Below are 21580 nucleotides of genomic sequence, written 5' to 3' on the forward strand. Positions count from 1 at the left end.
TGTAATGGATAAGAACAAAGATCAGGAGTTAAAATATTTAGTTAATCAAATAAAAGATGAAAAGAAATATGATGAGTACCTATAATAGTAGCTAGGAGTCTACAGAGTGGAAATTCTGTAGGCTTTTTTTATAGGAAATATGATATAATTAAGAGAGAAAGAAGGTGTTTGTAAATGGGAGATGGAATCAATAATGAACACGATTTGGGTTACAAAAGCATACTATCAAATAAGAAAAATTTCATTGAATTTATGAGAAGTTTTGTAAAAAAAGATTGGGTAGATGTAATTAATGAAGATAACATTGTTCTAATAGATAAAGAATTTATATTAGAAGATTTTAAGGCAGAAGAAGCAGATCTCATTTACAAGGCTAATATTGAAGGTAGGGACATAATTTTCTATATGCTTTTAGAGTTACAGTCCAAGGTAGACTTTAGAATGCCCATAAGGCTATTAATGTATATGACTGAAATATGGAGAGATGAACTTAGTAATACTGATGAAAACTTAAAGAAAAAGAAAGAATATAGATTACCAGCAATAATTCCCATAGTATTATATAATGGTAAAAATAACTGGACAGCAGTTAGAAATTTTAAAGAGATTCTTAGTGGATATGAACTTTTTGAAGATAATGTTGTAGATTTTAAATATTTACTCTTTGATGTAAATAGAATGGATAAAAATGAGCTTATAGATATAGCTAAAGTATTAATACAAATATCAGAAAAAGAAGGTGATGATATGGTTAGTAATTTAGGAGATACTATAATTAAAGGTCTTGAAGAGAGAGAAAAAGCAGGAATACAAAAAGGAATACAAAAAGGAATAGAAGAAGGCAGAAAAGAAGAAAAGATAGCTATTGCAAGAAATTTACTAGACTTGTTAGATGCTCAAACAATAGCTGAAAAGACAGGGCTAACTGTTGATGAAGTAAAAAAAATGAAAAATTAAGGAGGTAGCTAGATTTGTTTAAGAGCAAATCTAGCTTTTTTTATGTAAAAGATTTTATTTAATCATAAATTAAAAATCTAAATATTTTATAATATTATTTTCGTGGGTGCTTAGCCTTTTAGGTGGTGGGGAGTATCTTATTTTAGATAATCTTTTTCTAACACTGGCAAATTAATTTTATAATAATATAATTACCATATTAGTAAATTAATTCATTGTAGAGAGTTGTGTTTAAAATAAACAATGAAAAGGGGAATATCATTACCTGATGAGGCAAAAAATCATGCAGATAGCGTATTACTAGGGTTAGGAGAAAGACGCTTTCCAGAGTTTTTAAAAGATTTTAAAGAGGGGAAAATTAAAGAGTTCTATGAGCAAGGTGAGGTCTCATTAGATGGACTACCATTACCAAGAAGAGATTTATTTAAAAATGAAAAATATTTAGTTCCAAATTCTATGGTATTTTCAAGAGGATGTCCTAATAGATGTTCTTTTTGTTATGTAAGCTCATTTTATAAGGGAAGAAAATCATTTTATACTTACAAAGTAGATAGGATTTTAGAAGAGATAGAAAGTATGAATGGCAGACATTTATATTTCCTTGATGATAATATATTTGCGGACAAAAAACTAGTGAGACAAGTTTTAAAAGAAATGAGAGGCATGAGAAGAGTTTTTCAAGGAGCGATAACTGTTGATTCTATTCTTGAAGATGACACAATAGAACTTGCTTATGAGGCAGGATTTAGAAGTGCTTTTATCGGGTTTGAAAGTATTAACAGGTATAGTTTAATTCAAGCCAATAAGTTATCAAATATTGGAAAAGATTATGATAAAGCAATTAAAAGATTAGAACAATTAGGAATTATGATAAATGGAAGCTTCATTTTTGGCTTAGATAGTGACAACTTAGATGTTTTTGATAGAACTACTGAATGGGCTATTAATAGAGGAATAACCACAGCAACTAATCATATTCTAACTCCTTATCCAGGTACGGCAATATATAGCAAAATGGATAAAGATAAGAGGATTAATACTAAGGATTGGAGATTATATGATACTAGACATTTAGTATTTAATCATCCTAATCTTACAAAAGAGCAAATGGAATTTGGTTATAATAAAGCATACAAAGATTTTTATAAGTGGGGAAATATAGTTAAGGCATCAAAGGAACATGAGGAACTGAGAATGAAGATGAAACACTTAGCATATGCTGGTGCATGGAAAAAATTTGAGCCAGTTTGGAATTTTTTAATTAAGAATGAACTTCTTTCAAATGCCAGAGGTAGCTTAGTTAGAACATTGAAATAGATATTTTTATTAGTAACAAAAAATAAATATATCAAACAATTTACTAATATCAAGACTGTCTTTTTTCTCACGGATAATCATTCTTTTTGGGTATGTAAAGATATTCACCTTCTAGCTTTTATTTTTTAGTGAATTAATATTAATGATTATCCAACAAAAAGTATTTTTACTGAAAAACAATCACTATATGCTGTACTATCTACATAATAAAAAGTACTATATATTGTATAGTGGAAATTAATTTACAGCTTATTGTGGTTTAATCATATTAATTGTTATGAAAAAAATAACCTTAATTTAGATTATGGATAAGTTATAGTAAAATAATACATATAAAGTTTAAATATCTATTTGTGTAAAAAATCAAAGATGAAAATATAATAGTGATTTCAAAGAAAATCAAGAAGTAGCGAGGGGTGTGTTTTGATGGTAGATATAGCATTATTAGGTTGTGGTGGAGGTATGCCAATGCCTAATAGATTTTTATCTTCGGTTATTATGAATTATAAAGGAAGAAAGATTCTTATAGATTGCGGAGAGGGTACTCAGGTATCTATGAAAATTCTTGGTTCAGGATTTAAATCTATTGATTTAATATGTATAACTCATGGACATGGGGATCACATTGTGGGTTTACCAGGTATCCTTGCTACCATGGGCAATAGTGGAAGAACTGATCCTGTTACAATAATAGGACCTAAAGGTATTGAAGATATAGTAAATGGGCTTAGGGTTATAGTACCTTATTTGCCTTATGATATAAATATAATAGAAAATCCTAATACGCCTTTAAATATAATGGAGGACATAGTAGTTTCTACATTAGAATTGGAGCATTCATCAGCTTGTATAGGTTACAGTTTTTATTTTAAAAGAAAGCGAAAATTTGATGTAGATATGGCAAAGGCTAATAATGTACCTAAAATTTTTTGGAATACTCTTCAGAAGGGTGAAGTTGTAATTGATAAAGGAATTATATATGAACCTAGTATGGTGTTAGGTAGTGAAAGATTAGGTATAAAAATTAGTTTAATAACGGATACAAGACCAATAGATACAATACCAGATTTTATAAAAGGAAGCGATTTGTTTATATGCGAAGGTACTTATGGTGATGATAAGGATTTAGAAAAGGCAATAAAAAACAAACACATGACATTTGGTGAAGCTGCACAGCTTGCTTGTAAAGGGAATGTTCAGGAGCTTTTACTCACTCATTTTAGTCCAGCTATGAGTGAACCAGAATTATTCAAACAAAATGCAATAAATATTTTTGAAAAAACCATAATAGGTAAGGATAGGCTTGTTAAGAGTTTATCTTTTAAGGATTGATTAATTTTTTTATTTATAATGAAGTGTGATGATTGCTTATAAAAGTAGTTGAGAGTCTATAGAATTGAATGATGGTTTGTCAATAGGATAAAACTATGATAGTATATAAGCCTATAAGCAGCAATAACGAAGGAGGAAATGAAATTATGGTTGATTTACCAAATTGTCCAAAATGTAATTCAGAATATACTTATGAAGATGGAAATCTTTTTATTTGTCCAGAATGTGCTCATGAGTGGACTTTAGAATCAGAAGCTAATAGTGAAGATAAAAAGATTATCAAAGATGCAAATGGAAATGTTTTAAATGATGGTGATTCTGTAACTGTAATCAAAGATCTTAAAGTAAAAGGAAGTTCATCAGTTGTAAAAATAGGTACAAAAGTAAAAAATATACGTTTAGTTGATGGAGATCATAACATTGATTGTAAAATTGATGGTTTTGGAGCTATGAGTTTAAAATCTGAATTTGTTAAAAAGGTATAAATGAGGTTTTAATGCAGCAGAACGGAAAGAGTTTTTATTATCAATGAAAGAAATATGATGATTACTTATAATAGTAGTTAAGAGTCTACAGAGTGTGAATTCTGTAGGCTTTTTTGTGTACAAAGGTAAAAAGTGAAATGTGGTGATATGTTTCGAAATGTTGAATAAAGTTGTGAGTGGTGATAAAATTTTATTAACAAATAATTCCAAAGTTTAATTAAATTTACTTTTACAGGAGGTTGAAATGTTTGTTTTAAATAATAAAGACTAATGAAAAATGAAGTGGAAATAGTTATTGTAAGTGATGATAGGAGGGGAAAATAATTATGGAAAATTTCACATTTAAAAGTGGTACCAAAATTATTTTTGGAAAGGGTGCTGAAAATACTGTAGGTGAGCATGTGGCAAAACATAGTCGTAAGGTATTGATTCATTATGGTGGAGATTATCTAAAAGAGTTTGGGATTATTGATAGAATTATTCAATCTCTTGAGAAAAATGGTGTAGAATATGTTGTTTTAGACGGTGTGGTTCCAAACCCAAGGTTGTCCTTAGTATATCAAGGTATTAAGATTTGTAAGGAAGAAAATATTGATTTTATATTGGCTATTGGTGGTGGAAGTGCTATTGATTCTTCTAAAGCTATTGCCTTAGGAACAGAGTATGAGGGTGATGTTTGGAATTTTTATTCTGGTAAAGCAGTACCTCAATCAGCTCTGAAAGTTGGTACAGTTCTTACAATTCCAGGTTCTGGTTCTGAAATGTCAGAGAGCAGTATCATTACCAATGAAGAAAAAAACTTAAAATGTGGTATAGATTCTGAATTAATTGTTCCTGAGTTTTCTATTTTAAACCCTGAAATGTGTTATACAATCCCGCCGTACTTGATGTCTTGTGGAATAGCTGATATTTTATCTCATTTATTTGAAAGATACTTTACTCCTACAAAAAGTTCAGTACTTAGTGATCATCTATTAGAAGGGGCAATGAAAACGGTTTTAGAAGTTGCGCCTGGTATCAAGAAAGAACCACAAAATTATGATAATTGTTCAGAAATTATGTGGTTAGCGACAGTTTCACATAATGGTATGTTAGATGCTGGTAGAATTTCAGATTGGGCTTCTCATAGAATTGAGCATGAGATAAGTGCACTCTATGATATAACTCATGGTGCTGGTATGGCTATAATTTTCCCCGCTTGGATGAAATATGTTAAGAATGAGAATATGGAACGATTTGCACAGTTAGCCACAAGAGTGTTTGGAGTTGTAAATGAAAAGGATAAACAGGCAGTAGTTGAAAAAGGAATAGTTTGTTTAGAAGAGTTCTTTAAGTCATTAGGATTAAAGACCACTTTAACCGAGGCAGGTGTTCCTGTGGATAGATTCGAAGAGATGGCACTGAAAGCAGTAGGTGATTCAGGGAATATAGGTAGATTTAAACAGCTAAAAAAAGAAGACATAGTTGAAATTTTAAAACTAGCAATTTAATTCATATAAAAATAATTTATTAATAAAAAATTAGGAGTGCTAGCTATGAATTTAGAGGAGTTAAAACAAGAATTATTAACAGCTGCAAAATCTTCTTACAATTTAGGGCTCGTAGCTGGAACAAGTGGAAATGTAAGTGTTTATGATAATGAAACAGATGTTATGATTATAACTCCATCAAGTATACCTTATGACACAATGACTTTAGAAGATTTGGTTGTATTAAGACTTAATGGGACAATTGTTGAAGGATATAATCAACCTTCTTCGGAGTGGAAAATGCATGCACAAATTTATATTGAACGAAAAGATGTTAAGTGTGTTTTACACACCCATTCGCCATATGCAACAGGCTTTGCTGTATGCCAAGAACCTATACCAGTAATTTTAATTGAGATGGTGCCATTTATTGGAGGAGATGTTCCAGTTGCAAGGTTTGGAATGCCAGGAACCGAAAGTGTTGGAATTGAGGCATTAAAGGTTTTAAATGATAGAAAAGCCTGTTTATTGAGCAATCATGGAACCTTATCAGTTGGAGAAACAATTGATAAAGCGTTAACCACTTCAATCTATCTTGAAGATGCTGCAAAAATATATCATATTGCCAAAAATGCTGGAAATGTAAAAGTACTTTCAGAAAAAGAAATAAATGCAATGAAAAACTCTTAAATTAAAGCATTATGATTTTTATTATGAATATAAAAGAGGTGTAAAAATGTTTAGAGCAGATAAAGGATTAGCATTTATATTACAATATGAAAATGTGGCATGGTATGAGGAGGGAAAGGTTCGTATTTTAGATAGACGAATTTATCCAGTAGAAACAAAATTTGTAGAATGTAAAACTCATGTGGAGGTTTCTAAAGCATTAACGGATATGGTAACCCAAAGTGGAGGGCCTTATATTGCAGTAAATATGGGAATGGTCTTAGCTGTTCATGAGGCAAAGGATTTACCAAATGATGAGTATATTGAATTTATTAATAACGCTGCTCATACACTATGTCATTCTAGACCTACTACAGTTGCAAATATGCTAAAAGCTGTAGAAAGGTGCCATAAGACTGCTCTTCAGGCTGTTAATGATCGTGAGAATGCAGTTAAAATTGTATTTGAAGCGGCAGTTGATGAAGCTAATAAAAAATATGAAAGATATGAAAAAGTAGCAAAATATTTATATGATAAAATCCCTCAAAATGGAACAATTATGACACAGTGTTTCGGTGAAACAGTAATTGGAATGTTAATGAGGCTTTGCAAGGAAAATCACAATAATATTAAAGTTATTTGTGCTGAGACTAGACCATATTTTCAAGGAGCGCGTTTAACAGCCAGCGTAGTGAGGGACATGGGAATTGATGTTACAGTAATAACTGATAATATGCCAGGTTATGTAATGAAACTAAAGAATGTAGACTTGTTTACTTCTGCTGCAGATGCTATAACAATGGATGGGCATGTTGTAAATAAAATTGGCACATTCCAAATGGCTTTAGCAGCTCATTATTGGGGAATACCTTATTTTACTACGGGAATACCTAACCAAAAACATCCTGACATTAGCTCCGTTAAAATTGAGGAAAGAGATGGGGATTTTGTGACTCAAGCTATGGGAGTGAAAACTACTATGGAGGGAGTTAAAGGATTTTATCCTTCATTTGATATAACTCCACCTAAATTGATTTCAGGAATTGTTACAGATAAGGGGATTTATTCTCCTTACAATTTGAATAAATATTATGAATAAAGAGGGTTCTTAGTTAAAGGAGCAGCTAAGGCTGCTTCTTTAAGAAAAATTTTTGAAGAGACAGGGCTATTTGAGGTATTTTTGAAGAGTTATTAGAATAATATGTAAAAATATAAAAAACTAATGATTTTATATGAATTGAAATGAATGGGGGAGAGTTATGAATGATAAAAAAGATATTAAAGATATTAAAGCAGAGTCAGGACGTTTCGATAAATATTTTCTTATGGATGAAAACGATGTCATTGAATATGTAAAAGAAAAATTAGATTTTTTTGAAGATACAACAAACCTGAAGTGCAAAGAAATAGGTGATGGAAATTTAAATTATGTGTTTAGGGTTGTTGATAAAAATTCTAATAAGTCATTGATTTTAAAACATTCTGGGGAAGATACTAGAGCAAAATCAGGAAGAAAATTAAATATTGATAGAAATAAGATTGAATGCAATGTGATGCAGCTTCAAAGTAAATATTGTCCTGAACTTGTTCCTAAAATATACATGTATGATGAGATTATGAGTTGTTATGCAATGGAAGACCTTTCGAATTATACGATTATGCGTACCGCTCTTTTGCAGAATAAAACATTTTCTCATTTTGCTGATAATATTACTACATTTATGGTGGATACTTTGTTGCCAACTAGTGATGTTATTTTAAATCATAAAGAAAAAAAGCAATTGTTAAAAGAACATATAAATCCGATTTTATGTGATATAAGTGAGCAGCTGGTTTTTACGGAACCATTTACTAATTTATCTAATGAAAATATTGTTCTTGATTCAATGAAAGATTTTGTGCAGCATAATCTTTATGATGATAATTTACTTAGATTAGAATGTGCAAAATTAAAGTTTAACTTTATGAATAATACACAAGCTCTATTACACGGTGATCTTCATACTGGATCAATATTTATTAATGAAGATGGGTTAAAGGTAATAGATCCGGAATTCGCATTTTTCGGCCCAATAGGATATGATGTCGGAAACGTAATAGCTAATTTATTTTTAGCATGGGGACATGGATTTGCCACTATTGAAAATGAACAGGAAAGATCAAACTATTTGTTAAATATAGAAAATTGTATTGTTGATATTGTGGATATGTTTAAAACTAAATTTGTCAAAAAATTCAGACAAGAAGTTGTGGATGTAATGGCTAAAAGTGAAGGCTTTGATAGTTGGTATCTTAAAGGTGTGCAGGAAGATACATCTGGAACTGTAGGGCTGGAAATCATAAGACGTATTGTTGGAGATGCTCAGGTTGTAGATATGAATAGTATTGAAGATGAAGAAAAAAGAGCTAATATTGAAAAGATATTAATTTTAGCAGGTAAAGAATTTATACTAAATAGAAGCGAATATACAACAGGACAGCAATTTGTAGAAATACTTAAAAAATATAGTGAATGTAATTGATAACTTCAGGTGGATTTGGGTATTTATTTATTAAAATTATAAATTTATACTAAAATGTTTTTAATGAAAACAAGGAGGGATATTAATGAAAAATGAAAATCAAGAAAACAGGAACAGTTTTTTAGGTTTAACCCCATTATTGTTATTCTTAGTTATACTTATGGGAACAGGAATAATTACCAAAAGCTTCACCAATATGCCTATACTTGTTGCGTTTATATTTGTATTAGCCTATTCTCTATGTCTTAATAGAAAAGGTGAAAAACTATCTCTGGATGAAAAAGTAGAAATTTTTTCTCGAGGAGGTGGAGAACCTACTATAATACTCATGGTAATAATTTTTATATTAGCTGGTGCGTTCTATTCTGTAGCGAACGCTATGGGCGCAGTTGAAGCTACCGTAAATTTAGGATTAAGTATTTTACCGACTAAAGCAATTTTACCTGGTATATTTTTAATTGGTTGTGTAATATCTTTTGCTATGGGTACTTCAATGGGAACAGTCACTGCGCTTACACCAATAGCAATTGGAATGTCTCAACAAACAGGTATTTCACTGCCTTTAATTGTTGGAACAGTAGTAGGTGGGGCAATGTTTGGGGATAACCTTTCATTTGTATCTGATACTACAATAGCAGCTACAAGAACACAAGGAGTAGAACTTAGAGATAAGTTTAAAATGAATGGATTAATTGTGTTACCAGCAGTCATTGTTACTTTAATAATATTAGCATTTATTCCAATAGGTAGTGCTGCTATAAAAGTTGGTCCATATTCTTTACTAAGAGTATTACCATATATATCAATAATTATATTTGCTCTAATTGGATTAAATGTAATGGCAGTATTAGCAATAGGTATTTTAACTGGTTCAGTTTTAGGATTAGCTCTTGGTTCATTTAATTTTGTGGAATTATTAGGTTTCATTCAACGTGGTTTTGGGTGGATGCAAGATCTTTCTTTAATAGCCATTGTTATTGGTGGTATAGTAGCATTGATGGATTATTATGGTGGAATAGGATTCTTACTTGATAAAGTAACTTCTAAAGTTAAAACTAAAAAAGGTGCAGAACTAGGAATTGCAGCACTTGCCAGTTTAATAGATTTAGCAACAGCAAATAACACTATTGCTATAGTTACTGCTGGCCCTTTGGCAAAAGATATAACAAAAGAGTATGATATTGATCCAAGAAGAACGGCAAGTTTACTTGACATTTTCTCATCTGCGTTTCAAGGAATAGTTCCTTACGGTGGACAAATACTTGTTGCAGCAGGGTTGGCTAAATTATCTCCAGTTCAATTAGTACCTTACAGCATATACTCTATGCTAATGATTATATTTGGAATATTAGCAATAGTGTTTGGAATACCAAATTTTAAAAAAGTTTATAATACAAAAAGGTAAATATATGAGAAGTTAAATAGGAAAACTTAGTAAAAGGCACTGTCTCAAAATAGAATGTAATTTCTATTTTGAGGCAGCTTTATTTATGTAGATGATTCATATATAATAAGAAAAGTAGTAAGAGGAGATTAACTTTGGATAAAGAAGACAAATAATATAGTTTACAACTAGTTTACAACTTGAATATGAATAGTATGAATTTAAAATATATACTGAAATGTAATGAATGAAATTATACTCAAGAAGATTAGATACGTAAAGTATAAATTTTTGTCAATATAACGATTATTAAAAAAGAGAGAGTGTGCTATATTACAAAATTAAAGGAAAATTAAGATGAAATCAGTAAATCTAAGAAAAAGAAGGGTGTGATTAATTTGAGTAAAATATTAATAGTAGAAGATGAAGCAGCTATTTCAGATTTAATAAAATTAAATTTAAAAATGGTTAATTATGAAATAGAACAGGCTTATGATGGAAAGCAAGCTTTAGATATGATTGAACAAGAAAATTTTGATTTGATTCTTTTAGATGTTATGATTCCCAAATTAGATGGGTTTAGTGTGATGGAGAAGATAAAACCTAAAAATATACCTGTAATTTTTTTAACAGCTAAAGCTTCAATTTTAGATAAAGTAAAGGGTTTAAAGATGGGAGCGGATGATTATATAGTAAAACCATTTGAAACAATGGAGCTTTTAGCAAGAGTTGAAGTTGTTTTAAGGCGTTATGGCAAAAAAAGTGATATTTTGACTTTTAAAAACTTAGAAATATATTTAGATGAAAGAGTTGTAAAAAGCAATGGTAATATTATTGATTTAACTTTAAAAGAATTTGAACTTTTAAATCTTTTAGTTGAGAATAAAGGCATAGCTTTATCAAGAGAAAGAATTTTGGAGAAGGTTTGGGGATATGATTATATGGGAGAAACCAGAACTGTAGATATGCATATTCAAAGGTTGAGAAAAAAGTTGAATTTAGAGGAAGAAATAAAAACTGTATATAAGGTTGGTTATAGATTGGAGGATTAAATGAAATTTTGGCAGAAAATATTCATATATTCATTATTGCTATTTTTAATAATGTTTAATTTAGGAGCTTGTTTTTTGATAGAGCATACTTATAACTTAAGTTTGCAAAGAGAGATACATAGAGGATTAAATGAGCATTCAAGAATATATACAGGAATGGACTTTAACTTAAAGTTAATTAATGATTATTATAAAAAAATATGGGAATCTGATGAGAAAATTATTAAGGGATATTTGCAAAATTTTAATGATGATAATATGTATTTAGAGGTTTTGAATGAAAATAATAATATAATTTTTAGCAATTTAGATTTTCAAATTTCAGGAGAAAGAGAAGAACTTAAAAAAATTTTTTTAGATAAAAGAAACTATATTATAAGAAATGTAGGAAATAAAACACTTTTATTTATAACAAGTTTAATAGATGTGAATAATGAAAATTTAAAAGTTTCATATATAAGTGATATAACATATATATATAACGATAGAAAAGAACAATATAATTTTTTTATTAAATTATGTATTGGAGTTTCTATTGTGCTAGCTATTGGTATGTATATTTTAAGCAAATATATAACAAAACCAATAAATAAGGTGATAGACACGACACAAATAATATCAAATGGTAATTATTCAGAAAGAGTAAAGATTGATTCAGAAGATGAAATAGGTGTTTTGGCAGAAAACTTTAATCAAATGGCGGTATCTGTTGAAGAAAAAATAAATGAGTTAGAGAAAAAAGCAGAGGAAAAACAAAGATTTATAGATAATTTAACACATGAATTAAAAACACCTTTAACTTCTATAATAGGGTATGCTGATTTTCTACGCTCAACGCCATACAATGAAGAGACTTTTCTTCAAGGATTAAACTATATATTTAAAGAAGGTAAAAGGTTAGAAGAATTGTCATGGAAAATGATGGATTTGATTTTGTTAAAAAGAGAAAATTTTAAGATGAAAAATGAAAACATAAAAAATATATTATTGGACATAAAAGATTCTTTAAAGCCTAAATTACAAAATAAAAATATAGATTTAATAATTTCAGTTAAAGAAGAGTATGAAATTTTAGTGGAAAGAGATTTAATAAAAAATTTAATTACTAATCTTATAGATAATGCTATGAAAGTTTCAAAAGAAGGTTCAAACATATATTTAAATGCATATAAAAATGATGAACTTAAAACAGTACTTGAAGTTAAAGATGAAGGTATAGGAATTTCAGATGAGGATTTACCTAAAGTTTTTGAAGCCTTCTATATGGTAGATAAATCAAGAACAAGAGCAAATAATGGAGCTGGACTTGGACTTGCTATCTGTGCTGAAATAGCAAAGATACATGAAGCAAAATTAGAAATAGAAAGTGAAATAAATAAGGGGACATCAATAGAAATAATATTCAAATAGATGTTACAACTTGTTTACAACTTTTAGATAGTTATTATAAGTATTTATCATATAATATGATTGTGGCGAGGGAATATGAAAATTAAGGTTATAAGCAAAGGAGAAAATTGTTATGAAATCAAAAAAAATAGTATCTTTAGTTTTACTTGCTATATTGGCAATTGGAGGAACTAAAGCGTTTGCACAAATATCTCAGAACACACTATCAAAGAACCAATTAATAATTGAGAACGTAGCTGTGCAATTAAATGAAAAAAGTGCAAAAACGTCTGAAGAAAAAGCTGTTAATGCATTTAAAAAATATCTTGATGTTAAAGTAGAAAGTAAAGATTTAAAAGCTGAGACAATAGAACAAGGTGGGGAAAAATATTTCTTAGTAAGAAATAAAAATTTTAATGAAGATAAAATAAGATATACAGCTTTAATAGATGCTAAAACAGATAAAGTACTTGAGCTTGAGTGTTATGATAAGACAGCAAAAGGGAAGAATAAAGAATTTAATATTGAAGAAGCTAAAGGAAAAGCACTTGATTTTATCAAGAAGAATAGTTTATTAGATGTTAATAAAGTACAATTTGATGAAGCTAGCAGTAAAGAAGTTTCAAAGGGAGCAGATGCTTACTTCATGTACTTTAAATATGATAATAATAAACAATTATTAGTTAGCATAGATAAAGCTAGTGATAAAGTTCAATCATTTATATTCTTAGATGAAATAAATACAGTAGGCTAAAATAAATAGATTTTAAAAAACCTCATTTCACAATTTGTGAAGTGAGGTTTTATTTAAAATAAAGCTAAGCTAAGATAAAATTAAGTTAAGTTATTTTTATAGTATTATATACATATTACAAAAAAAGATAAAAAATGTCGATAATTGATATATGGACTTTTTTAAGTTAAAATAAGTATATATCTTTGAAAGCATAAGATAATAGATATTTACTTGGAGGGGCAGTTGTGGAAAAAAAAGGGGATAAATCATTTGAAAAATCAAATGATATTAATGATATTAACACAAATCTTAAGCTTGAGAATGAAACTTTAAAAAAAGAAAAATCAATTATAACAAAAGAACTTGAAGAAAGCAGAGGAATGAACTGGATTTTGAGTCAAGTTATAAAAGCTTCCGGTACTCTTGATTTATTCGAAAATCTAATGAAAAATATTACTGATATAATAATGGGAGTTATGGGACCAGATACATGTACGGTATGGATAAAAAACGATAATAATTATACAACATATTCAAGAAGTACTTATAATGGTGATAAATACGAAGTTAAAGAAAATGAAAAATTACCTGATTTTTTACTAAGACTTAAAGAAACAGCTGCGTTTGATGTTAGTAATAGAAAGATAGATTTTTTAAAAGGAAAAAGTGTAAAATCTGTACTTATAGCTCCTTTAGAAGATTTTAGAATTAAAAACAGGTCAGGAGTTATTGTTGTAGAACATAGGAGCAAAGATTTTTTTACTAAAAATATTATAGATTTTTTTGATATACTAGCTATTCAAGTAAGTATTGTTGCAATTAACTCGAAGCTTTTTGAAAAAATTAATGAAGTAAGTAATAGAGATATTTTAACAAAGTGTTATAACAGAAAGTATTTAGAAAAACTTATGCTAAATATGAACACCAAACAAGACAATTATACCCTTGCGGTATTTGATTTAGATAATTTTAAAAAAGTAAATGATACATATGGGCACGAAAAGGGAGATGAAGTTTTAGTAGAGGTTAGTAATTTAGCCATAGATGTTACCCAAAAACATAATGGTGATGTTATAAGATTTGGCGGAGATGAATTTATAATAATATTATTTAAGCCTTTAAGTGAGGCAATGAAAATATTAGATCATTTCAGAGAAAAAGTAGCTGAAATTGAAGTTGTCAAAGAAATGGGGATTAATGTTACAACAACAATAGGAGTTGCTTCTTATCCAGAAACTGTGACACAGATGAAGGATATATTTACTATTGCTGACAAGGTATTAGTTGAAGGTAAAACTAAAGGGTTGAAAAATAGAATACACATAGGATATAGTGAAAATATACGGGAACAGACTAATATTGAGTTGTAGTTATTAATTAAGAATGAGGTTTTCCATTTAAATGGAGAACCTTTATTTATTTAAGAAGTGTTAATTATCGGATAAATTTATAAGTATAAAAAAGTTTTTTGTTTTTTAAAGGGTTTTTCAAAAATAGTACGTCTATATTAGTGTGAAGAAAGGAGGGAGTTATGAAAGAAAATGATTTAATAATAAAAAAAGCCGCAAATGGAGATGAAGAAGCTTTCAGAATAATAGTTGAACAATATAAAAATTTAGTATATGCCATCTGTAAAAACATAGTAAAAGATCCCCATGAGGCAGAAAATTTGACTCAAGAGACTTTTTTGCAAGTGTATAAATCCCTCCATAAATATGAATATAAAGGATTTAAGAATTGGATAGGTAGAATTGCGGTTAATAAGGCTATTGATTATAAAAGAAGGCTTGTAAATAAACAAGAAAATGATATTAAGTATATTGATGAGATGGAATGTTTGCCTGATAATAAAGCCTCAATTCTAGATAGCCTAATTGAAGAAGAACGGAAAAGAGAAATTATATGTTATTGCAATGAGTTACCACTTAAGTACAAAAGTGTAATAAAAAAATTTTATATTCAAAATAAGAGCTATAAAGAAATAGCATCAGAAGAAAACATAAGTATAAAGACGGTTGAAACGAGACTTTACAGGGGAAAAAGCCTTTTGAGAAAGAAGATTGAGGAGGTGGAAGACACATGAAGCACCATGGGGAAGAAAAATGGAATTTATACTTTCAAGATAGATTGGATGAAGAAGAAAAAATAGATATGGAAGAACATTTATTAAATAGCGATGAATGTCTTGAAAGCTACTTATCGGTTGTTGAAGCTTCTATTGAAAATGAGCAAGATGATGAATTATCACCAGATTTTGTGGATAATGTTATGAATATTATAGAAGATAATAAAAATAATTCAAAGAAAAATAAGAAGATAAATATACTAATTTATTATACCGCAGCTGCAAGTATAACAATAATCTTTTTATTAAATGGAGTTTTTGATGGAATGTATAAAGGAGTTAGCGGTAGTTTTGCTGCTGCAAGTACTTATAAAGAGAGAACAACAGTTATACAAAGTGGATGGAGTGATAGAGTAGTGGATAAAACTTCAATATTTTTAAATAGGCTTATAAATAAGGAGGAGTGATTGAATGTATAAGAAAAGTAAATTTTTAACCTTTGTACTAACCTTTTTTCCAGGATTAGGACATATTTATTTAGGATTAAGCAAAAGAGGAGCATATTTTATTTCAGCAGTAGTTGGAGATATACTTTTAAGTATATTTATAACAGAATATGATATAGTGCGTGAACCAGTCACATTAATATTTTTGCCATTAATATGGTTAGTTGCATTAATAGATAGTATGATGATTGTAGACAAAATAAATCATGGAATATTGTATCAAATTGGCGTAGATGAAAATGCTGTTACAGTAAAAAGTGGAGAAAGGCTAGAATGTGATAACAGAAGATTAGTGTCATTAATGTTATCAATGATACCAGGAGCAGGGCATATGTATATTGGTCTAATGAAGATGGGAATACAGATAATGACATTATTCTTCCTTGCATTTTATTTAACGGATTTATTGAGAATTTCACTATTTATGTTATTTGTACCTATAATATGGTTTTACGGTATTTTTGATATTATGCATAAAACTTCTTCAGGTGAAAATCTAAAAGATGAAGATTTTATTGTTATAAATAAATTTAAAGACATGGGACTAAATAAAAATAGTGGAAGACTTTTAGGGATTGTACTGATTGTAATAGGAATAGCTATAATATTCCAAAATGTAGCTATGCCAATAATTGTAGAGGTTTTTGGATATAAAATTAGAGAATATTTCAATGTTGGTATGGTGTCACTATTATTTATATTAGGTGGGATAAAGTTGATGGTTGGAAGCAAAGAGTAAATAGACCAGCTAGAATAAGTTATTATATTAAAGTTCCTAAGAAATTAAATTATGATATAAACAATGAATTAGATAACAGCTTAATATAGTTTAAGTTAAAAAAGCAGAAGCTTATAAGAGTTTCTGCTTTTTTATCAGCTTAAAAATGTTTGAATATCACTATGAATGATATAAAGTTAACAAATAAAATTTCATTACTTAGTAAAAAATTAGTAAAAATATTTGAAAAAAGGATAAAATGGTGATATAATCATAGAAAAGGAGTACAAAAATGTAAAAAAATACTATTGAAAGTAAGTTTGTTATGGTTTACATAGGTGAAAATGTAAATTTGATTACCGATGTAAAATTTAAACACTTGTATACTAGGTCAAATTTTTAAAAAGGATAGTTAAAAAAATAACAAATATAATGGTTAAAAGGAGGAATTAATTATGAAAGTATATGTACTTGGAGCAGGCACAATGGGAGCTGGTATAGCTCAAGCTTTCGCTGTAAAGGGTCATGAAGTAATAATAAGAGATATTAAAAACGAGTTTGTAGAAAGAGGACTTACAGGTATAAATAAAAATCTTTCTAAATTAGTATCAAAGGGTAAGATGGAAGAAAACCAAAAAGAAGAAATATTAACAAGACTAACAGGAACAGTTGACCTTAATATGGCAGCTGATTGCGATTTAGTCATTGAAGCAGCAATAGAAAATATGGAAATAAAGAAACAAATTTTTGGTGAGTTAGATAAATTATGCAAACCAGAAACAATACTTGCTTCAAATACATCATCACTTTCCATTACAGAGATTGCAGCAGCAACAAATAGACCAGATAGGGTTATAGGAATGCATTTCTTTAATCCAGCACCTGTTATGAAGCTTGTTGAAGTTATAAGAGGAATGGCAACTTCTCAAGAAACTTTTGATACTGTTAAAGAATTGTCACAAGCAATTGGAAAAGAGCCAGTAGAAGTTAAAGAAGCACCTGGATTTGTTGTAAATAAAATTTTAATTCCTATGATAAATGAAGCAGTAGGTATATTGGCAGAAGATATTGCGTCAGCAGAAGATATAGATAAAGCTATGATGTTAGGGGCTAATCATCCAATGGGACCTTTAGCTTTAGGAGATCTTATAGGTTTAGATGTATGTCTTGCTATAATGGACGTATTATTCAATGAAACTAACGATTCAAAATATAGAGCTCATCCATTATTAAGAAAATATGTACGAGCTGGATGGCTTGGAAGAAAGACTAAAAAAGGATTCCATGATTATTCAAAATAAGGTTTGCAAAATAAGTGGTGTAAAATAAGGTTTATTAAAATTGTTAAAACATAAAATTATGGGGATAATTTTATAGAGAGAAAAAATCTACAGGATTTAGATTCTGTAGATTTTTTAATTATATAGGAAGAGATACAGAAAGAGACTATGAACTGCTGGCTTATGAATGGGTTATTTATATGAAGTATTTACAAAATCAATATCCATATTTATTTTACATTGCATTAATACACAATCCTTATGATGATAGAGAAATAGAGGAAATAGAAAGAAGTGTTAGAAAATATCAAATGGAAAAATTAAATTAAATAAGAGAATGTAACTAAGTCCTATGCCAAATAAATGAGGTGTAGGATTTTTTCATGAAAATATTTAAATTTAAAGAGAATGATAAAGGTAATTTATAGAGAATATAAAAACAACATAAAATCTTCACAAAAAATAAATACAATGTTCATATAAAAGAAGACAGGAGGAAAAGAGTATGAAAAAATGGTTTAATAATTTTATAAAAAAGATAGCAGAAGAAAATAAGAAAAGTTTAGGAACAGGGAAGCTTGATTGCTGTGGTTTAAATAAAACGACTAATATAAAGAAGACAAAAAATAAAAAATAAAGAATAATGAATAATGAAGGAAATGTGATTTTAAAAGAATGATGAAAAGAAAGTTGAGAAAATTGAATAAAATATAGAAAAGTTAGATTACTAAATAGAGAATAAAATAATTGAATTGAATAATAATAAAAAGGTCATAATGAAAGTCTAAAGTGTCAACAATAAAGCATTATATTGATGAATATAATGTTTCATTGTTGACAACGCTTTAAAAAAGATATTGAAAATAAATATAAACAGGTATATAATATACCCAAAAGACACCCCCACGGGGTAGGGGAGGGCAAGAAAAGAAATATGCATTACGAAATGAATGATGAAAAGAAAAAAGCAGTACAGTCTTTGAAAACATCAAAAGGACAAATAGAAGGAATAATAAAAATGATAGAAGATGGACGATACTGCATTGATATATCAAACCAAATTATTGCAGCACAATCACTTTTAAAAAAAGCAAATATGTTAATTTTAAAACAGCATTTGAATCATTGCGTAAAAGATGCTTTTTCAAAGGAAAATAATGAAAAAGATATAGAAATAAAAATAGAAGAAATAGTTCAAGTACTTTCAAAAATTACAGGAAAGTAAGGTGAGATAAAGTATGAATAAAACATTAAAAATAGAAGGAATGACTTGTGCAGCTTGTTCAAGAGCAGTAGAGAGAGCTTCTAAAAAGATAGATGGAGTATCGGAAGCGAATGTAAACTTAGCTACAGAAAAACTAAATATAACTTATGAGCCTTCTAAGGTAAAAGTTTCAGATATAAAGAAAGCAATAGAAAAAGCAGGTTACAAAGCATTAGATGAGGAGATTACTATAGATAAGGATAAAGAAGAAAAGGAACAGCATATAAAGGAAATGTGGAGAAGATTTATTATTTCAGCTATATTTACTGTTCCGTTGCTAATAATTACGATGGGACACATGGCAGGATTAAAACTACCAGATATAATTCATCCTAAGGTAAACCCACTAAATTTTGCATTGATCCAATTAATTCTTGTTACACCTGTTATGATAGCAGGGCATAAGTTTTTTACAGTAGGGTTTAAAACTCTAATTAAAAGAAATCCTAATATGGATTCATTGATTGCTATAGGTTCTTCAGCATCATTTTTGTATGGACTTTTTGCAATATATCAGATTTCTATAGGAAAAGTTCATTACACACATGATTTATATTTTGAGTCTGCTGCAACTATTTTAACATTAATAACTTTAGGTAAATATCTAGAAACAGTAACTAAAGGTAAAACTTCTGAAGCAATTAAAAAGCTTATGGGCTTAGCACCTAAAACTGCCACTATAATTAGAAATGGAAAAGAAGATGTAATTTCTATAGATGAAGTTGAAGTAGGAGATATTGTTTTAGTTAAACCAGGTGAAAAAATTCCAGTTGATGGTGAGGTTGTAGAGGGAATTACTTCTGTTGACGAATCTATGCTTACAGGAGAGAGCATACCAGTTGAGAAGGTTAAAGGAGATAATGTTATTGGCGCAAGCATAAATAAAAATGGTTCTATAAAGTACAGAGCTACTAAAGTTGGAAAAGATACAGCTTTAGCACAAATAATTAAACTAGTAGAAGAAGCTCAAGGTTCTAAAGCACCAATTGCTAAAATGGCAGATATAATTTCAGGCTATTTTGTACCAATAGTAATAACACTATCAATAATTTCATCCTTAGCTTGGCGTATATCTGGAGAAAGCTGGGTATTTTCACTTACAATATTTATTTCTGTGCTAGTAATAGCGTGTCCATGTGCTTTAGGTCTTGCAACTCCAACAGCCATAATGGTTGGTACGGGTAAAGGCGCAGAATATGGAGTATTAATAAAAAGTGGAGCGGCACTAGAAACAGCTCATAAAATTCAAACAATAGTGTTCGATAAAACAGGTACTATAACAGAAGGAAAACCAAAAGTTACAGATATTATTACGGTACAAGGAACTAGCGAAGAAGAGTTATTATTAATTGCTGCAAGTGCTGAAAAGACATCTGAACATCCTCTTGGTGAAGCTATAGTAAAGAAAGCAGAAGATGAAAAATTAGATTTGAAAAAAGTGAATTTCTTCAGGGCTATACCTGGTCATGGTATAGAAGTAGAAATAGATAGTAAGAAAATTTTATTAGGAAATAAAAAATTAATTGTGGAAAATAATATTTCATTAGAAAGTTTAGAGGAAAAATCAATTGAACTGGCTAATGAAGGAAAAACTCCAATGTATATTGCTTCAGATGGAAAGATAATGGGTATAATAGCGGTAGCGGATACAGTAAAGGAAAGCAGTCAGAAAGCGATAGAAAAATTGCATGCTATGGGAATAGAAGTAGCGATGATAACTGGTGATAACCAAAAAACAGCAGAGGCTATTGCAAAACAAGTAGGGATTGATACTGTAATAGCTGAGGTACTTCCGGAAGATAAAGCATCAGAAGTTAAAAAACTTCAAGAAAAACTCAAGAAAGTTGCTATGGTAGGTGATGGAATTAATGATGCACCGGCCTTAGTGCAAGCAGATGTTGGAATGGCAATAGGTTCAGGAACAGATGTTGCCATAGAATCAGCAGATATAGTTCTTGTTAGAAATGATCTTATGGATGTAGCTACAGCAATTGAATTGAGTAAAAAGACTATAAAAAATATTAAGGAAAATTTATTTTGGGCTTTTGCATATAATACTGTAGGAATACCAGTAGCTATGGGAATACTGCATATTTTTGGAGGACCTCTTTTAAATCCTATGATTGCAGCTGGTGCAATGAGTTTCAGCTCTGTTTCAGTACTTCTTAATGCTTTAAGATTAAAAGGGTTTAAACCTATAAGGTAAATTTCAGTAAAAGATGTTTTGCTAATATAAAATTTAAATTATATATGACTAATAACGAACAACTATTTTATTAACTGGTTACTGATTACTGGTAACTGGTTACTAATTACCTAAGTTTCGTACAAACAAAACTTTATTAGTTTCCATATTATAGTTTCCAAAAAATAAATAGTGGATAATACCAAGCCTTGAAGTATAATTTTCTTACCACAAAAAAATTAAGAAAGGC

21 protein-coding genes are annotated in these 21580 nt (G+C 29.1%); all 21 read left to right on the forward strand.

Annotated features, from left to right (window positions below; genetic code table 11):
• The first annotated feature begins 174 nt into the window (after positions 1 to 174).
• The 21 genes from OIO11_RS13325 to OIO11_RS13425 all read left to right on the forward strand — a co-directional run bounded on the left by OIO11_RS13325 (position 175) and on the right by OIO11_RS13425 (position 21351).
• Entirely contained in the window at positions 175 to 957 is a 783-nt protein-coding gene (locus OIO11_RS13325) for an Rpn family recombination-promoting nuclease/putative transposase (protein WP_268071939.1), read from the forward strand.
• A 243-nt stretch (positions 958 to 1200) separates the two neighbouring features.
• Positions 1201 to 2274: a B12-binding domain-containing radical SAM protein gene (locus OIO11_RS13330; protein WP_268071940.1), complete on the forward strand. Its 1074-nt coding sequence runs from the start codon at positions 1201 to 1203 to the stop codon at positions 2272 to 2274.
• A 426-nt stretch (positions 2275 to 2700) separates the two neighbouring features.
• On the forward strand, positions 2701 to 3606 hold the full coding sequence (locus tag OIO11_RS13335) for a ribonuclease Z (RefSeq protein ID WP_268071941.1): 906 nt from the start codon (positions 2701 to 2703) through the stop codon (positions 3604 to 3606).
• A 146-nt stretch (positions 3607 to 3752) separates the two neighbouring features.
• Complete coding sequence (locus OIO11_RS13340) at positions 3753 to 4091, forward strand: zinc ribbon domain-containing protein YjdM (RefSeq protein ID WP_268071957.1); 339 nt, start codon at positions 3753 to 3755, stop codon at positions 4089 to 4091.
• 326 nt (positions 4092 to 4417) lie between these two features.
• A complete protein-coding gene (locus OIO11_RS13345) occupies positions 4418 to 5581 on the forward strand; it encodes an iron-containing alcohol dehydrogenase (RefSeq protein WP_268071942.1) in 1164 nt (387 codons plus the stop codon).
• Positions 5582 to 5626: 45 nt separating this feature from the next.
• Positions 5627 to 6250 (forward strand): class II aldolase/adducin family protein, encoded by a 624-nt coding sequence (locus tag OIO11_RS13350; protein ID WP_268071943.1) that lies wholly within the window; start codon positions 5627 to 5629, stop codon positions 6248 to 6250.
• Positions 6251 to 6296: 46 nt separating this feature from the next.
• Positions 6297 to 7328 (forward strand): S-methyl-5-thioribose-1-phosphate isomerase, encoded by a 1032-nt coding sequence (locus OIO11_RS13355; protein ID WP_268071944.1) that lies wholly within the window; start codon positions 6297 to 6299, stop codon positions 7326 to 7328.
• A 160-nt stretch (positions 7329 to 7488) separates the two neighbouring features.
• Positions 7489 to 8751, forward strand: a complete 1263-nt coding sequence (gene mtnK, locus OIO11_RS13360) for an S-methyl-5-thioribose kinase (RefSeq protein WP_268071945.1) — start codon at positions 7489 to 7491, stop codon at positions 8749 to 8751.
• Between the two features lie 85 nt (positions 8752 to 8836).
• Positions 8837 to 10156 carry a Na+/H+ antiporter NhaC family protein gene (locus OIO11_RS13365; RefSeq protein ID WP_268071946.1) on the forward strand — a complete coding sequence of 440 codons (1320 nt, stop codon included), beginning with the start codon at positions 8837 to 8839 and terminating at the stop codon, positions 10154 to 10156.
• A gap of 377 nt (positions 10157 to 10533) precedes the next feature.
• Positions 10534 to 11187 carry a response regulator transcription factor gene (locus OIO11_RS13370; RefSeq protein WP_268071947.1) on the forward strand — a complete coding sequence of 218 codons (654 nt, stop codon included), beginning with the start codon at positions 10534 to 10536 and terminating at the stop codon, positions 11185 to 11187.
• Positions 11188 to 12597, forward strand: coding sequence for a sensor histidine kinase (locus OIO11_RS13375; protein WP_268071948.1), 1410 nt, complete (start codon positions 11188 to 11190; stop codon positions 12595 to 12597). It begins immediately after the preceding gene.
• A 112-nt stretch (positions 12598 to 12709) separates the two neighbouring features.
• Positions 12710 to 13330: a hypothetical protein gene (locus tag OIO11_RS13380; RefSeq protein WP_268071949.1), complete on the forward strand. Its 621-nt coding sequence runs from the start codon at positions 12710 to 12712 to the stop codon at positions 13328 to 13330.
• A 227-nt stretch (positions 13331 to 13557) separates the two neighbouring features.
• Positions 13558 to 14682 (forward strand): sensor domain-containing diguanylate cyclase, encoded by a 1125-nt coding sequence (locus OIO11_RS13385; RefSeq protein WP_268071950.1) that lies wholly within the window; start codon positions 13558 to 13560, stop codon positions 14680 to 14682.
• Positions 14683 to 14843: 161 nt separating this feature from the next.
• Positions 14844 to 15395: an RNA polymerase sigma factor gene (locus tag OIO11_RS13390; RefSeq protein WP_268071951.1), complete on the forward strand. Its 552-nt coding sequence runs from the start codon at positions 14844 to 14846 to the stop codon at positions 15393 to 15395.
• Positions 15392 to 15844 carry a hypothetical protein gene (locus OIO11_RS13395; RefSeq protein WP_268071952.1) on the forward strand — a complete coding sequence of 151 codons (453 nt, stop codon included), beginning with the start codon at positions 15392 to 15394 and terminating at the stop codon, positions 15842 to 15844. Before OIO11_RS13390 ends, OIO11_RS13395 begins: the two co-directional genes overlap by 4 nt.
• Positions 15845 to 15848: 4 nt before the next feature.
• A complete protein-coding gene (locus OIO11_RS13400) occupies positions 15849 to 16622 on the forward strand; it encodes a hypothetical protein (RefSeq protein ID WP_268071953.1) in 774 nt (257 codons plus the stop codon).
• A 431-nt stretch (positions 16623 to 17053) separates the two neighbouring features.
• Complete coding sequence (locus OIO11_RS13405) at positions 17054 to 17902, forward strand: 3-hydroxybutyryl-CoA dehydrogenase (protein ID WP_268071958.1); 849 nt, start codon at positions 17054 to 17056, stop codon at positions 17900 to 17902.
• Between the two features lie 179 nt (positions 17903 to 18081).
• Positions 18082 to 18210, forward strand: coding sequence for a hypothetical protein (locus OIO11_RS13410; RefSeq protein ID WP_268071954.1), 129 nt, complete (start codon positions 18082 to 18084; stop codon positions 18208 to 18210).
• 176 nt (positions 18211 to 18386) lie between these two features.
• Positions 18387 to 18518, forward strand: coding sequence for an LDCC motif putative metal-binding protein (locus OIO11_RS13415; RefSeq protein ID WP_268071955.1), 132 nt, complete (start codon positions 18387 to 18389; stop codon positions 18516 to 18518).
• Positions 18519 to 18827: 309 nt separating this feature from the next.
• The gene (locus OIO11_RS13420) at positions 18828 to 19106 is read left to right on the forward strand and encodes a metal-sensing transcriptional repressor (protein ID WP_268071959.1); all 279 of its coding nucleotides are present in this window, start codon (positions 18828 to 18830) and stop codon (positions 19104 to 19106) included.
• Positions 19107 to 19119: 13 nt separating this feature from the next.
• Complete coding sequence (locus OIO11_RS13425; protein ID WP_268071956.1) at positions 19120 to 21351, forward strand: heavy metal translocating P-type ATPase; 2232 nt, start codon at positions 19120 to 19122, stop codon at positions 21349 to 21351.
• The last annotated feature ends 229 nt before the right edge of the window (positions 21352 to 21580 follow it).

It is taken from the genome of Clostridium sp. ZS2-4, from assembly GCF_026719745.1.
Taxonomy (GTDB): Bacteria; Bacillota; Clostridia; order Clostridiales; family Clostridiaceae; genus Clostridium_H.

Coding starts and splice junctions, on each gene's coding strand:
- OIO11_RS13345 (WP_268071942.1), top strand. CDS start 4,418: ATGGAAAATTTCACATTTAAAAGTGGTACCAAAATTATTTTTGGAAAG.
- OIO11_RS13380 (WP_268071949.1), top strand. CDS start 12,710: ATGAAATCAAAAAAAATAGTATCTTTAGTTTTACTTGCTATATTGGCA.
- OIO11_RS13415 (WP_268071955.1), top strand. CDS start 18,387: ATGAAAAAATGGTTTAATAATTTTATAAAAAAGATAGCAGAAGAAAAT.
- OIO11_RS13340 (WP_268071957.1), top strand. CDS start 3,753: ATGGTTGATTTACCAAATTGTCCAAAATGTAATTCAGAATATACTTAT.
- OIO11_RS13375 (WP_268071948.1), top strand. CDS start 11,188: ATGAAATTTTGGCAGAAAATATTCATATATTCATTATTGCTATTTTTA.
- OIO11_RS13390 (WP_268071951.1), top strand. CDS start 14,844: ATGAAAGAAAATGATTTAATAATAAAAAAAGCCGCAAATGGAGATGAA.
- OIO11_RS13420 (WP_268071959.1), top strand. CDS start 18,828: ATGAATGATGAAAAGAAAAAAGCAGTACAGTCTTTGAAAACATCAAAA.
- OIO11_RS13410 (WP_268071954.1), top strand. CDS start 18,082: ATGAAGTATTTACAAAATCAATATCCATATTTATTTTACATTGCATTA.
- OIO11_RS13350 (WP_268071943.1), top strand. CDS start 5,627: ATGAATTTAGAGGAGTTAAAACAAGAATTATTAACAGCTGCAAAATCT.
- OIO11_RS13330 (WP_268071940.1), top strand. CDS start 1,201: ATGAAAAGGGGAATATCATTACCTGATGAGGCAAAAAATCATGCAGAT.
- OIO11_RS13355 (WP_268071944.1), top strand. CDS start 6,297: ATGTTTAGAGCAGATAAAGGATTAGCATTTATATTACAATATGAAAAT.
- OIO11_RS13425 (WP_268071956.1), top strand. CDS start 19,120: ATGAATAAAACATTAAAAATAGAAGGAATGACTTGTGCAGCTTGTTCA.
- OIO11_RS13365 (WP_268071946.1), top strand. CDS start 8,837: ATGAAAAATGAAAATCAAGAAAACAGGAACAGTTTTTTAGGTTTAACC.
- OIO11_RS13395 (WP_268071952.1), top strand. CDS start 15,392: ATGAAGCACCATGGGGAAGAAAAATGGAATTTATACTTTCAAGATAGA.
- OIO11_RS13325 (WP_268071939.1), top strand. CDS start 175: ATGGGAGATGGAATCAATAATGAACACGATTTGGGTTACAAAAGCATA.
- OIO11_RS13335 (WP_268071941.1), top strand. CDS start 2,701: ATGGTAGATATAGCATTATTAGGTTGTGGTGGAGGTATGCCAATGCCT.
- mtnK (WP_268071945.1), top strand. CDS start 7,489: ATGAATGATAAAAAAGATATTAAAGATATTAAAGCAGAGTCAGGACGT.
- OIO11_RS13400 (WP_268071953.1), top strand. CDS start 15,849: ATGTATAAGAAAAGTAAATTTTTAACCTTTGTACTAACCTTTTTTCCA.